Consider the following 13042-nt stretch of genomic DNA (forward strand, 5'->3'; position numbering starts at 1 on the left):
CCGCGCGAGCCGACCCGAAGTATTGTGACTGGTAAGCTACATCACCACTCAAGAAAATGCATCATCCTGTTCTTTGTGTGTGAGGAGTAGCCCGGTGCCCCCGCGTCCATCTCATCCCCACCCCCGCTCCCATCTCTATGTGCCCGCTGACCAGCCACGTTTTCTGCGCAGCGCCGCTCGTACGGAGGCGGACGCGGTCATCCTCGACCTGGAGGACGCCGTCGCACCCCTGCACAAGGACGCGGCACGCGCCGCCGCCGTCGGTTTCGCTCTCGGCCGCCAGGACGGCGGACCGGAGCTGTGGGTACGGGTCAACGGGGGCGCCCGTGGTCTCGACGACGCCCGCGCGCTGCTCGCCACGGGCCGGGTCGACGGCCTCTGGATGCCCAAGGCGAGCGCCGGGGCCGAACTGGACACCCTGGCCGCCACCGTCGGCGCGGCCGTCACCTCGACCGGCGGATCCGTCGCCCTGGGGCTGCTCGTCGAGAGCGCGGCGGGGGTGCTGAGTCTCGGTACGGCCGCCCGGCACCCCGCCGTGCGCCGGATCCAGCTCGGCGAGGTGGATCTGCGCGCGGATCTGCGGATGGAGCCCGACTCCGCCCGCGGGGACGATCTGCTCGACTGGGCCCGTGGACCGGTCGTCGCGCACACCGTCGCGCACGGGCTGGAGTGCGCCGTCGCGCCCGTCTCCGTCCATACGTCCGACAGCGCGGCGTTCCGCGCCTCCAGCCTGCGACTGCGCGCTCTCGGGTTCCAGGGCCGCGCCTGTATCCACCCCCACCAGGTCACGGTCGCCAACGAGGTGTTCGGCACCGACCCCACCGAGCTGGCCGACGCGCACGCGCTGCTCGATCTCTTCGAGCGGCACGAGCGCGACGGCAGCGGCGCGTTCCGCGACGGGCGGGGCGCGATGGTCGACGCGGCGACGGTACGCAGGGCCAGGGACCTCACCGGACGCGCCGTCGCCCACACCCACGAAGACCGACCGGACAGGACCTGACCGGCCCGGAGCACTCCCGGATGACCGACGAGAACCCGGCACTCTCCCGCGTGTCCACGGGACCTGTACGACCGGCGGGCAGAGACCTGGCGGAGGCCATGCCACCGATTGGGGTCAAGATCCGCCGGGTTACGAGTCCGTCCCAGCGGGCGTCGGCCGCGACAAGGTGAGCGGCTGCGGCCGGAACCGCCGGACGTCGGCCTCCCCACGATCCATCCCGCGGACATCGCGTCGGTGGCCCGGACCGCGCTGACCGGGTCCGGCCACCGAGCGCGTACGTATGCGCTGACCGGCCCGGAGACCGTCACGGCCCGGCGGCAGGTCGGGGCCATCTCGGCAGCACTGGGGCGGGAAGTGCCGTTCGCCGGGATCAGCCGGCAGGAGGCCCACGGCCGGATGGCCGGCTTCCTCGGCGACGAGGCCGCTGACGCGGTGCTCGACCTGACGGGCGGCGATGTCAACGAGGAACTGACCATGGTGCGCGACACCGTTTCCCGGATCACCGGCGCCCCGGGCAGGACGTTCCGGCAGTGGGCCTCGGAGAACGTCTCCGCCTTCCGCTGAGCCGTCCGATCCGGGGCACATCCACCGCCACATCCACCGCCACATCCACCGCCACGTCCGCCGCCCACAGACGCGGCGCGGCCCCTCGGCCGGGCCGCCCGGGATCAGCAGCCGTGAAACGATCCGGCCACCTCCGACATCAGCTCTGGTCGTAGGGCGTGGTGATGAACTCGGCCAGGACCGTGCCACCAGGGTCGAGTGTGTAGAGTCCGCGACCGCCGTAGCCGTGGTTGATCTCGCCTTCGAGCGACTTGCCCGGGTCCGGCCAGAAAGGGACGGAGTTCTTCTTCAGGCGCGCCAGGATCGCGTCGAACTCCTCGTCGGTCACGAGGAAGGCGACATGGCTTTCGTTGATGCGGTCATGAGGGACCAGGTCGTCGGCGAAGTCGATGCCGACGTTGTTCGATGTGGTCACTTGGGTGAATCGGCCCCAGTCGAGTGGGCTGGGGGCCGCCATCAGGCCGGCCAGAAACGCGGCGGACTCTCGCCGGTCGCGGCAGTGGACAATGATGTGGTTCAACTCGTTCGCCATCTCGGCTCCTTCTGTATCCCGGCCGTGGCCAGGGGATGTCCGTGGGCCGTGCAGCGTGCGCCGGGGGCGTTCGGCTCCCGGTGCGTCAGCTCTTGACCGTGCCGCCGAACTCTTCAGGGACCAGGTCGGCCTGCTCCGCGCCGCTCCTGATCAGGCCGAGGATCGCGTCGGCGACGTCCTCGGGCGGCTGAGGCCGCAGCCCGCTGGAGGCCTCCATCTTCAGCGCGTCCTCGACGCTGCCGCGGAGCGCCCCGACGAACTCGGTCTCGGTGATCGACGGGTACATCAACGACACGACGATGCCGGCGTCGGCGACCTCGGCGCGGGCGATGGCCGAGAGTTTCTGAAGAGCCGCCTTGGAGGCGGCGTACGCGCCGGACCCGGGCAGCGTCGACCAGGTGATTCCGGAGCTCACATTGATGATGGCTCCGGCCCCCTGCTGACGCATCACGGGGAGGACTGTCTGCATCGCGACCAGAGGCGCGACGAGGTTGAGCTCCAGGAGGGCCCGGAAGTCGTCAGGGTCGATGGCGTCGACAGTGGCCTGTAGTCCCTGGCCCGCGTTGTTCACCAGGACGTCGATCCGTCCGAACTTCTCGACCGCGCCACGTACGGCCTTCTCGACCTGAATCCGGTCCGTCACGTCGCAGGGCACAGCCAGGGCCCCCTCACCTAGCTCCTCGGCGAGCCGCCGGATGCGTTCCTCGCGGCGAGCGAGGAGCACCACTCGCGCGCCGGCTCGGGAGGCAGCTCGCGCAGTGGCCGCTCCGATGCCCGACGACGCTCCGGTCACGAGCACTGTGGCTCCGTCGATGTCCATAGCAGGTTTCCTCATCTGTGAATCAGGGTTGGCTTCGAATCAGGGTTGGCTCCGCACCGGCAGCGGCACGGCCCGAGTGGCTGGGCCGACCGCCCACGCGCCAGCTAATGCTATCAAACGATAGCTATCGTGTGACAGGAATGTATTCTCGCGGTATGAGCGATGTCAAAGCCTCCAGCCTCCACGAGTTGGCCGACCTGATCGTCGCCGTGGGGCGACATCTGCGGCCCCCGAGCGACCCCTCGTTCGAACCGTGCACGCCGATCGAGATCAGCGTCATGCGGTTCATCAACCACAACCCCGGGACCTCCGCGCGAGCCGCGTCGGAGGCGACTTTCCTGCCCACGAGCAACTTCAGCCGCGTTCTGCGCGGACTGGAGAAAAGGGGCCTCGTGGACCGCGTCGTGGACGACCGCAGTGCCCGGAGCGTATGCCTGTACCCCACGGAGAAAGCCCGCCAGAATCTGCAGTATCTACGCGACCACTGGGACAGGACCCTCCAGGGCATCGTCGACGACCCCGCCACAATCGACGCCGCCAACGCCACTCTCCGGCGCATCGAGGAAGAACTCACAGCCCGGCGCCGCGGCACGGACAACCAGGGAAGCCCGTCCGACTAGCCGTCCGTCCCACCTCCGGCCCGGTACCCGCGTACGCCGCCCTGCTCAACCGGCCTCACCGGCCGGGCCGGGCCGACTATGTCCCGGCGCCTCGGCCGCCGCGCTCGGTCTCGGGCTGGAGTGCGGCCACGCGACGGAGCGTGGCCTTGAAGGCGCTGTACTCCTGCGTGCCCAGCGCCCTCGCATGGCGCTCCTCGATCGTTCGCATGATGGAGGTGGCGGCCTCCATCTGGAGCAGGCCGCGTTCGGTGGGATGGATGAGTTTGGCCCGGCGGTCCGCGGGGTCGGGTCTGCGTTCGACGTAGCCCAGACGTTCGAGGTCGTCGATCAGAGTGCCGATGACCTGCTTGTGCTGTCCCGAGGTGCGGGCGAGTTCGCTCGCACGGATGCCGTCGGATCGCAGATGGGCGAGGACGGCGCCGGCGCGGGGCTGGATGTCGTCGAAGCCCTGCTCGGCGAGCATGGTGAACAGCTCACGCTGCACGGAGAAGAGGACCCGGGCGGCGAGTACGCCGAGGTCCGGTTCCTTGGCCTGGCGTCCGGTCAACGCCCCTCCACTCTCTGCTCTCTACGCATGCCCGCCACTCTGCCCCGGCCTGCGATTTTAGCCCGTCCGAGGGGCCGGGCATCGCCCTGATGCGCGATGCCTCCTCCCGCCGCTGCTTGCCCTCCGGGTGGCAGGGGCGTAACCTCAAAGTAGTCACCATTACTGACTATCAAGATTAGTGACCAATTGATCCGTGACACCCAAGGTCCCCTCCTCGAAGGAGCGAAAAATGAGTGAGCGCAGCAAGTTCCAGGAGTCGATCACCCGGGAGAACGCCGCCGTGGTGCTGGTCGACCATCAGGTGGGCCTCCTCTCCGGCGTCCGGGACATCCAGGTCGCCGAACTGAAGCACAACGTGGTGGCGCTGGCCCGAGCGGCGACCGTGTTGGGCATCCCCCTGGTCGTCACCACCACCGCGGCCGACAGCATGTGGGGGCCGACCACTCCCGAACTGGTCCAGGCACTGCCGGCCGGACAGAAGATCATCGACCGCAACAGCGTCAACGCCTGGCACGACGACCGGGTCCGTGAAGCCATCGAGGCCACCGGCCGACAGAAACTGATCTTCGCCGGGGTGTCGCTCGAGGTCTGCGCGGCCCTGCCCGCGATCTCCGCCACAGGAGCCGGGTACGACGCCTACGTCACCCTGGACGCCTCCGGCACCTTCAGCCAGGCCAAGCGGGAGGCCGGACTGCTCCGTATGCAGCAGGCAGGTGTCATCGTCTCCGACTACGCCACCCTCATGGTCGAGGCGCTGGCGGACAACGCCGCCCCCGAATCCGGTGCTCTCTACACCGCCCTCGACATGCCGTTCGCCGTTCTGGTCGGCCAGATCTCCGCGGCCTATCAGGCGTAACGCCCATCGACCGCCCGGCCGGGAGGCGTCCTGACAACGGGCATACCCCCGGCCGTCGGCAGCCGGTGCACACCGTGCCGTCCGTGGCGCCTACGCCCCACCGCGGGTACGTGGCGACGACGTCGCCGAGGATCTCGGCGCCGCTCACTTCGCCGGCGCTACGGTGCCGGGGCCCGCCTGGAGGGTGGACAGGGTGCGCGGAAGCCACTCGGAGATGATCCGCAGGACTTCGGGGAGCTTGGTGACCGCGCAGTGCCCGGTGTCGGGCAGCAGGTGGACCTCGGTGTCGCGGCGCTCTTCGAATACCAGGGTGTCTTCCTGCGGGACATGGACGTCGTCGGCGCCGTTGACGACGAGCATCGGCGCCTGGCCTTCCGCGTCCAGGAGCGGTCGCAGTGAGAAGTCCGCCAGCGCCGCGAACAGGCCGTCGCGGCTCGGCTGCCGGTCGAAGCCCAGGGCGTTGCCGACGATGCCGTCCATCCCGAAACGGGCGAGGCGGCCGTCGGCGAACGCCGCCTCGACCGGTCCGCCCAGTACGACGGCCGCGTCCGCCTCACCGGCCAGTCCGGAGCGGGCGGAGTAGTGGCCGCCCATCGAGATGCCCACGTGCACGACGGTGCCGTTGCCCAGGGTCCGGGCGTGCCCGATCAGGCCGCGGACGATCTCCGCGCCGTCCGGTCTCATCGGCACCTGCGAGTCGCCGGTCCCGGGGATGTCGAAGGCGACGACCGGCAGGCCGGAGTGCGCGCAGAGAGTCGTCAGCAGACCGTGCACATCCATCTTCCAGCTGTCGACACCGCCGCTGGCCAGCAGCACCGGCCCCTTCTCCACGGCAGCGGGCGGGGTGAAGACGTGCACCGGCACCTGCGTGAGGTCGCCCCGGTAGGGCAGGTCCAGAACGTCCCTGTGAAAGGGCAGTGCGAACCCGGACGCCGCGAGCAGGTACTGCTCGGTCTGACGGGCCAGAGCAGCCCGCTTGGCCCCGTCGGCCAGGGTCGGGAACCGCGCCCATCCGTAGGCGAGCGCCGAAAGGTCATGCGATCCGGCCGAGGCGTACCGCGCCGCGAGTGCCGACCACTCGTGCACCCACCCGCCGGGTTCGTCCGCCCACATGTCGGTGATCGCGGCGCGCACCGCGTCCACGTCCGGTACCGGCAGGCCGGCATTGACCATCTGCGGGTACCGCTCGGCGAACAGATCCTTCGCCGCCAACGGCCACTGGTACGACATCGCGCCCTCCTTCGACCATCGTTAACGCAGAGATACCGCGTTAACGATGGTCGAAGGTAGTCCGCACCTGGCCAGTAACGCAAGTTTCCTGCGATAGAGTGCGGGGGTGAGTGAAGAGCACGTCCGCCGCAGGACCGGCGGCCGATCCGCGCGGGTCCGCCAGGCCGTCCTGCACGCGACCCAGCAGGCCATGGCCGAGCACGGCCCGGACGCGGTCAAGGTTCCCGAGATCGCCCGCCGGTCCGGCGTCCACGAAACCTCGATCTACCGGCGGTGGGGCACCCGCGAACACCTCGTCATCGACGCGCTCCTGGCCTACAGCCAGGAACAGATCCCCATCCCCGACACCGGAAACCTGCGTGAGGACCTCATCGCCTTCGCGGACTCGCTGGCCGCCTACCTGGACACCCCGTTCGGCAAGGCCCTCGCCCGCTCCATGTCGGCCGCGGAGGACGGCGAGGACCTGGCCGGAAGCCGCGAAGAGTTCTGGACGTCGCGCTTCGGCCTGGCCAGGATCATGATCGACCGGGCCGTCGCCCGCGGAGAACTCCCCGAGGGCACCGACCCGGCGTTCATCCTCGAAATCCTTATCGCACCGCTTCACTTCCGGGCCCTGCTCACCCGCCGGCCCAACGATCGCCACCTCACCGGCAGGCTCGTCGATCTGCTCCTGGACGGCCTCACCCACTGACGCGGGCGCGCCGTCCGCCCGACCTTGACGAGACCGACCCCGCGGGCCGGCCGCCCGATCACGGTCAGCCGGTGGCCCGCGAATCCAGCATTCTCCTGGCCTCGGCGACCACCGTCGGGTCGGTGACGAAGTACGTGTCCTGCTCGGCGGAGGCGCTGGAGGCGCCGAGGGGGATCCACGCGCCCCCGCGCCGGGGTTCGGCGCGGCGCTTCGCGGAGAGGTGAACGGCGGCGACACCGGCGGCGGTCAGGGCCGGGATGTCGGCGGGGCGCACCCCGCCGCCCGCCATCACCTGCACTCCGGGCGCGGCGTCGACCATGGCGGCGAGCGCGGCGAGTCCCTCTCCGGCGGCCGGGGCGCCGCCGGAGGTCAGCACCCGGGTGAGGCCCAGGGCGGGCAACAGCGCGGCGGTGGCGACCGGGTCCGTGGACAGGTCGATCGCGCGGTGCAGGGTCACCTCGACGGGGCGGCCCGCGTCATGAGCCGCCGCGGCGAGGCGGCTGACGGCGTCGGTGTCGAGGGTGCCGTCGGCGGTGAGCGCGCCGACGACCACGCCGGAGGCACCGGAGGCGATCACGGACCGCACCTCGGCGGCCATCAGCGCGATCTCCTCGGCGTCGTGGACGAAGTCACCCGGCCGGCAGCGGACCAGGACCTGCACCGGCAGGCCCACGGCGGCGACCGCCTCGACGAGGGCGGCCGACGGGGTCAGACCGCCCAGTTCCAGGCCGGTGCAGAGTTCGACGCGATCGGCTCCGTGGCCGAGGGCGACACGGGCACCGGCCGGCGAGGTGACGGCGATCTCCAGTGCGGGCCTGCGGACCGGTCCGGCCGGTCCGGGCCGCCCGGGTCCGGCGGCCCCGTCGGCCGCCACCGCTGCCGGAGGGTGGCCCGAACCGCCGGCCCGGGGCAGGCCGACGGGCCCGGTGGTGTGGTCGGTCATGCGTCGTCCCCGGTGAGCGGCTGGTCGGAGGCCGGGATGATACGGGCTGTCAGGTCCGGGTCGGCCATGTCGCGGTCGAAGGGGAACATCGGGCGGCGGATGCGGCGGTGGCCGAGGCGCACCAGGTCCTGGTCGACACCGCCGGGAGTGAGGGCCATCTTCCAGCCGACCGACATGTCGAACAGCTCGGGCTCCAGGTAGCCGATCTTGACGATCACGATGTCGGCGGAGCGCGGGTCGAGGCCGAGGTCGGTGAAGTCGTGCTCGTGGTGGTACGGCTTGCGCAGCCCGGTGAGGATCGCGTACACGCTGCCGGTCCGGATGACGACCTCGGTCCCGGCGTCCCGGTCGCCGTGCCGGATCGCGTGGACCACGCCGGTGAGGGTGACGGGGCCGGCGTGCCGGTCGTCGACCTCGGCGCCGGCGGTGACGGTGACGGTGGCGCCGACCCCGGCGGCGACGGCGGTCTCGATCGCGGCGGGGCCGGGTACCGAGGCGTAGATGACCGTCGGCCCGTCCTCCTGCTGGAATTCAGGGCGCTCCAGCAGCCGGGTCAGACCCCAGGTGACGTCACCGGCGCCGCCCGCGGTGGGGTTGTCGCCGGTGTCGCTGATGAAGTAGGGCCGCTGGTCGGAGGCGAGGGCCTCGTCCAGGAGTTCGCCGTAGGTGCCGGTGGGGGCGACGAAGTCGAAGTCGTGGCGGGCGTTCCAGAAACCCCGGGCGAGTCGTTCGGCCCCGGCCGAGACCGCCGCCGTGTCGTCGCCGGTGACGACCACGACGGCGCGGTTGCGGGGTTCGTCGGCCCAGGCGTAGCCGACCCAGATGGCGGCGTCCGTGACGCCGTCGGCGGCCTCGATCTCGTCGACCGCCGCGTACACGCTCTTCGCGGGTTCGATCCGGGTGGAGGTCTGCTCGCCGGCCAGCAGCACCGGGACCGGCACCCACGCCTTGACCGGCCGGGGGGCGCCGGACGCCAGCAGGCCGACCAGGTTACGGACGGCACGCTCCTTGGTCTCCATGTGGTCCTCGTGCGGGGCCATCCGGTAGCAGGTGATCAGGTCGCTGCGGTGGGCGAGTTCACGGGAGACGTTGCCGTGCAGGTCCATCGAGGTGGAGACGATCACGTCGGGGCCGACGGTGGCGCGGATCCGCTCCAGCAGCACGGCCTCGGCGTCGTCGATCCCCTCCACGGTCATGGCGCCGTGGATGTCGTACCAGAGGCCGTCCAACTGGGGCAGCGCGGCGAGGCGCTCGATGAGCTCGTCGGTGAGCGCCGTCCAGGCGGCGGCGGTCACGGTACCGCCGGGCAGCGACTTGCCGACCAGGGCGCCGTGCCATTCGGCGGCCTCACGCAGCTCCTCGCCGGGGGCGAGGAAGGGGTACCGGTCGAAGATCCCGGCGCCGCGCGCGGGGTGGAAGGCGGGGGCTTCGGTGCGGGCCGGGGAGAAGGTGGAGGACTCGATGCCGAGCCCGGCGACGGCGATGACCGGGCGGGCGGCGGGGGTGCGGGTGTGCGACATAGCTCCTCGGACGGGGTGTGGTGCGTGAGGCGGGTTCCGCGGTCCGCCACGGGGGCGTGCCGCGGACTTCGCCATCCGGGCGGGTGCGGGGACTTCGGGGGTGGCCCCTGGGCAAGGCCCCCGGGCTCAGGGTTCGGGGGCCGGAACCGGTGGATCGTCCGGGAGCCGGCGTACGGACCGCGGCTCCCGGACGGGTACGTCGCCGCGGGTACGGAGTAATTTCCGGGACTGCCAGGCTTTTTGCAGCGGCGTCAGGTCCTTCCGCGGCTCGTGGCGGTGTGCTGCCGGTCGTCGGCGGGGGCAGCGCGGCCGATGTCGCCGAGGGCGCGGGTCAGGGCGCGCTGGAGGGCGAAGAGTCCGGCGCCGACCAGGCCGGCGTCGGCGCCGAGACTGGCCCGCTCGATGGTGAGGTGTTCGGTCACCAGCGGGTGGCAGCTCTCGTAGAGCTTGCTGCGCACCGCGGCGACGAACGGTTCGAGGGTGGAGAGGATGCCGCCGAGGTAGACGGCGTCCGGGTTGAAGAAGTTGACGTTCGCGGCGAGCACCTGGCCGAGGTGGTCACCGGCCCTGCGGACGGCGCGGGTGGCTTCCGGGTCGGCGTCGGTGGCGAGCCGTACCACGTCCTCGGGGCTGGCGACGTCGAGACCGCGTTCGCGCAGGATGCGGACGAGCGCGGCACCGGACGCCACGGTCTCCAGGCAGCCGGTGTTGCCACAGGAGCAGGGGATGTCGGCGCCGCCGTCGATGCGGATGTGGGTGATGTCGCCGGCGGCTCCGGTGGCGCCCCGGTAGAGGCGGCCGTCGGCTATGACTCCGGCACCGATCGCCGAGCCGATCTTCACCATGATCGACTGCCGGTGCTCGGCGGGCCTGACACTCTGCTCACCGACCACCATGCAGTTGGCGTCGTTGTCGACGGCGACCGGGACCCCGAACCGCTCCTCCAGCCAGGCGGCGACCGGGAAGCGGTTCCAGCCGAGCATCCGGGACGGCATGACGACGGCGCCCGAGGCGACGTCCACCGGACCGGGAAGGGAGAGCCCGACGCCCCGGAGCCGGTCGCGTCCACGCCGCTCGGCGAGGGACTCCAGGTGTTCGACGAGTCTCGGCAGCGCGGCCTCGGGACCGTCGGCGACCTCGAACGGGACGTTGGCGACGTCACGTACAGCGCCGCCCGGGAGCACCACACCGATCCGGGCATGGCGGCCGCCGACATCGGCGGCGACGGCGTACTCGTCGTTGCTGCCCGCCCTGAGGACCCTGCGGGGGCGGCCGCCGGTGGAGGACTGGGTGCCCTCCTCGGCGATGAGCCCGCGCTCGACCAACTGGGCCACGGTGAGGGAGATGGTGGAGGCGGCCGTGCCGAGGAGTTCCGCGAGTTCGGCGCGGGACGACGCCTGGCCCGAGGCGACGAGTTCGAGGACCCGCACGGCGAGGGTGGTCGTGCCCTTCTGGGACGCGCCCTTGGTGGTCTTGTCCCGTGCACTTATTTCAGTCATGTACGAAGTAACTTCCGCAACGGTGTGTGTGACGGAGACAGTACGCCCCGTCCAGGCGGGCGGGGAACAGCTTTACGAAGAAAGCGGAGAGCGCCGACACGATTCAAATCGGCTCAAATTGACACATAGACACCTCTCTGGACGCCCGGAGCGGAGGGACGTGACCTTTTCGAGATCACAGAAACTTACTTTTTACTAATTCTTGTTTGTTTGTTCGGCACGTCCGTCGTTGACTGTCGCCGTACACAGCGCCGACCCCGCGGCGCCGACCCGGTCTCCCGGGACGTATGCGGGTCCTTTCACTCTGAGGAGAGTAATGTCCCTTGCTTACACGGCCGCAGGCCGCCGCTGGGCCCTCGTCGCGGGTGCCGCCGTCACCACCGGCGCGCTGCTCACCGGCTGTTCCGGAGGCGGTACCTCGTCGTCCTCCGGCTCGGCGTCGTCGGACACCATCAACTACGCCCTCCCGGCGAACTTCACGCCGAACTGGATCCTCCCGGTCGGCACCGCCTCGCACCTCAACACCAACAACTCCTCCATATCCCAGGCCGTCTGGGAGCCGCTGATCGCGTACGACGGCTCCACCGGCAAGGTCGGATGGAACAAGGACAACTCGCTGGCCACCGACGCGAAGTTCGCCGCGGACAGCAAGAGCGTGACGATCACCCTCGGCGATCGTCACTGGAGCGACGGCAAGCAGCTCACCTCACGCGACGTGGAGTTCTGGTTCTCCCTGGTCAAGGCCAACAAGGCGGACTGGGCAAGCTTCAGTCCGGGCAAGGCGCCGGACAACTGGACCTCCTTCAAGACGATCGACGACACGCACTTCACGATCACCTTCGACAAGGCGTACAACCAGGAGTGGATGCTCGCCAACGAGCTGAGCATGATCCGCCCGATGCCGCAGCACGTCTGGGACAAGACCAGCGACTCCGGCGCCGTGTCCGACCTGGACCGCACCGCCGCCGGTGCCAAGAAGGTCTGGACGTATCTCAACAACGCCGCCAAGAAGATCTCCGGCTACGCGACCGACCCGTTGTGGAAGACGGTCAGCGGCCCATACACCATCAAGTCGTTCTCCACCGCGGGGAAGGTCGAGCTGACCGCCAACGCGAAGTACGACGGCGGTGGCAAGGCCAACATCAAGAACGTCAACCTGCTGCCGTTCACCACGGCCGACGCCGAGGCGAACGCGCTGCGCGCCGGCACCGTCGACTACGGCTACATCAACGCCACCGACCTGAGCCAGGAGTCGTCCTTCAAGGCCAAGGGCTACTCGGTGAAGCCGTGGACCGGCTGGGCGATCACCTACATGCCCTACAACTTCAACAACCCCGCCATGGGCCCGGTGTTCAAGCAGTTGTACGCCCGCCAGGCGATCCAGATGTCGGTGGACCAGACCACCCTCTCCAAGGTGGTCTTCAACGGCACCGCCGTCCCCACCTACGGCCCGATCCCGCAGGGCCAGGAATCGTCCTTCGTCTCCCCGGAGCAGAAGACCAACCCGTACCCGTTCGACACGGCCAAGGCGAAGAAGCTGCTCACCGACCACGGTTGGACCGAACAGGGCGGCACCATGGTGTGCACCAGCCCCGGCACCGGCGACAACCAGTGCGGCGCGGGAGTCGACAAGGGCACCAAGTTCGAGATGCAGGTGCTGTCCCAGTCCGGCTCGACCGTGACCGACAACATGATGAGCGCGCTGCAGTCGTCGTTCGCGAAGACCGGCATCACGTTCAGCATCAAGACCGCCCCGGTCAACTCCGTCCTGTCGCAGTCCGGCCAGTGCACCGCCGACGAGCCGGGCTGCACATGGCAGCTCTCCTTCTTCGGCACCGCGGGCAGCTGGTACTTCCCCGCCTACCCGAGCGGTGACTCCCTCTTCGCCACCGGCGGCGGCTCCAACTTCGGCAGCTACTCCAACGCCGAGGTCGACAAGCTGATCACCGAGACCACCACGTCCTCCTCGAACGAGGCGGTGCGGAAGTACAGCGCCGCGCTCGCCAAGGATCTCCCCGTGATCTGGCTGCCCGAGCCCGATTACCAGATCTCCGTGGTCAAGGACGGCCTCGGCGGCTTCGCCCAGGACTCCCTCGCCAACTTCCACCCCGCCATGTGGAAGTGGACCAAGTAAGCCCGGTCGGTGCCCGCGCGGGCCTGCGGAGTCGCCCGTCCACCCCGGCCGGGCCTCCCCGGGACCCGCGCGCACCCCTCGCGCCC

12 protein-coding genes and 1 pseudogene are annotated in these 13042 nt (G+C 70.2%); 6 read left to right on the forward strand and 7 right to left on the reverse strand.

Annotated elements, in window-relative coordinates; all coding sequences use genetic code 11:
• Window positions 1–94 precede the first annotated feature (94 nt).
• A complete protein-coding gene (locus ACIOGX_RS00715) occupies window positions 95–1000 on the forward strand; it encodes an HpcH/HpaI aldolase/citrate lyase family protein (RefSeq protein ID WP_401908973.1) in 906 nt (301 codons plus the stop codon).
• A 192-nt stretch (window positions 1001–1192) separates the two neighbouring features.
• Window positions 1193–1564: pseudogene (locus ACIOGX_RS00720) on the forward strand (capsule biosynthesis protein CapD); the annotation flags it as partial.
• Window positions 1565–1703: 139 nt separating this feature from the next.
• On the opposite strand, the gene ACIOGX_RS00725 reads toward ACIOGX_RS00720, so the two are convergent.
• Entirely contained in the window at window positions 1704–2096 is a 393-nt protein-coding gene (locus ACIOGX_RS00725) for a VOC family protein (protein WP_356512949.1), read from the reverse strand.
• Window positions 2097–2181: 85 nt separating this feature from the next.
• Window positions 2182–2916, reverse strand: a complete 735-nt coding sequence (locus ACIOGX_RS00730) for an SDR family oxidoreductase (protein ID WP_401758362.1) — start codon at window positions 2914–2916, stop codon at window positions 2182–2184.
• Window positions 2917–3071: 155 nt separating this feature from the next.
• Between ACIOGX_RS00730 and ACIOGX_RS00735 the strand changes: the two genes are divergently transcribed.
• Window positions 3072–3536: a MarR family winged helix-turn-helix transcriptional regulator gene (locus tag ACIOGX_RS00735; RefSeq protein ID WP_401758365.1), complete on the forward strand. Its 465-nt coding sequence runs from the start codon at window positions 3072–3074 to the stop codon at window positions 3534–3536.
• 76 nt (window positions 3537–3612) lie between these two features.
• On the opposite strand, the gene ACIOGX_RS00740 is transcribed toward ACIOGX_RS00735, so the two are convergent.
• Window positions 3613–4083 (reverse strand): MarR family transcriptional regulator, encoded by a 471-nt coding sequence (locus tag ACIOGX_RS00740; RefSeq protein WP_356512955.1) that lies wholly within the window; start codon window positions 4081–4083, stop codon window positions 3613–3615.
• Between the two features lie 229 nt (window positions 4084–4312).
• Between ACIOGX_RS00740 and ACIOGX_RS00745 the strand changes: the two genes are divergently transcribed.
• Window positions 4313–4939, forward strand: coding sequence for an isochorismatase family protein (locus ACIOGX_RS00745; protein WP_356512957.1), 627 nt, complete (start codon window positions 4313–4315; stop codon window positions 4937–4939).
• Between the two features lie 144 nt (window positions 4940–5083).
• Here ACIOGX_RS00745 and ACIOGX_RS00750 read toward each other — a convergent pair whose 3' ends face one another.
• Window positions 5084–6169, reverse strand: a complete 1086-nt coding sequence (locus ACIOGX_RS00750; protein ID WP_401908978.1) for an alpha/beta fold hydrolase — start codon at window positions 6167–6169, stop codon at window positions 5084–5086.
• A 106-nt stretch (window positions 6170–6275) separates the two neighbouring features.
• Here ACIOGX_RS00750 and ACIOGX_RS00755 point away from each other — a divergent pair, with 106 nt between their 5' ends.
• On the forward strand, window positions 6276–6860 hold the full coding sequence (locus tag ACIOGX_RS00755) for a TetR/AcrR family transcriptional regulator (protein WP_401908981.1): 585 nt from the start codon (window positions 6276–6278) through the stop codon (window positions 6858–6860).
• Between the two features lie 64 nt (window positions 6861–6924).
• Here ACIOGX_RS00755 and ACIOGX_RS00760 read toward each other — a convergent pair whose 3' ends face one another.
• From ACIOGX_RS00760 to ACIOGX_RS00770, 3 genes are all read right to left on the reverse strand, one after another.
• Window positions 6925–7803, reverse strand: coding sequence for a copper homeostasis protein CutC (locus ACIOGX_RS00760; protein ID WP_387378170.1), 879 nt, complete (start codon window positions 7801–7803; stop codon window positions 6925–6927).
• Window positions 7800–9323, reverse strand: a complete 1524-nt coding sequence (locus ACIOGX_RS00765) for a M81 family metallopeptidase (protein WP_401908985.1) — start codon at window positions 9321–9323, stop codon at window positions 7800–7802. The genes ACIOGX_RS00760 and ACIOGX_RS00765 overlap by 4 nt, the downstream gene beginning before the upstream one ends.
• Window positions 9324–9574: 251 nt before the next feature.
• Complete coding sequence (locus ACIOGX_RS00770; protein WP_356512967.1) at window positions 9575–10822, reverse strand: ROK family transcriptional regulator; 1248 nt, start codon at window positions 10820–10822, stop codon at window positions 9575–9577.
• Window positions 10823–11138: 316 nt separating this feature from the next.
• Between ACIOGX_RS00770 and ACIOGX_RS00775 the strand changes: the two genes are divergently transcribed.
• Entirely contained in the window at window positions 11139–12956 is a 1818-nt protein-coding gene (locus ACIOGX_RS00775) for a peptide ABC transporter substrate-binding protein (protein ID WP_401908987.1), read from the forward strand.
• Window positions 12957–13042 lie beyond the last annotated feature (86 nt).

It is taken from the genome of Streptomyces sp. NPDC088147 (assembly GCF_044741565.1).
Lineage (GTDB): Bacteria > Actinomycetota > Actinomycetes > Streptomycetales > Streptomycetaceae > Streptomyces.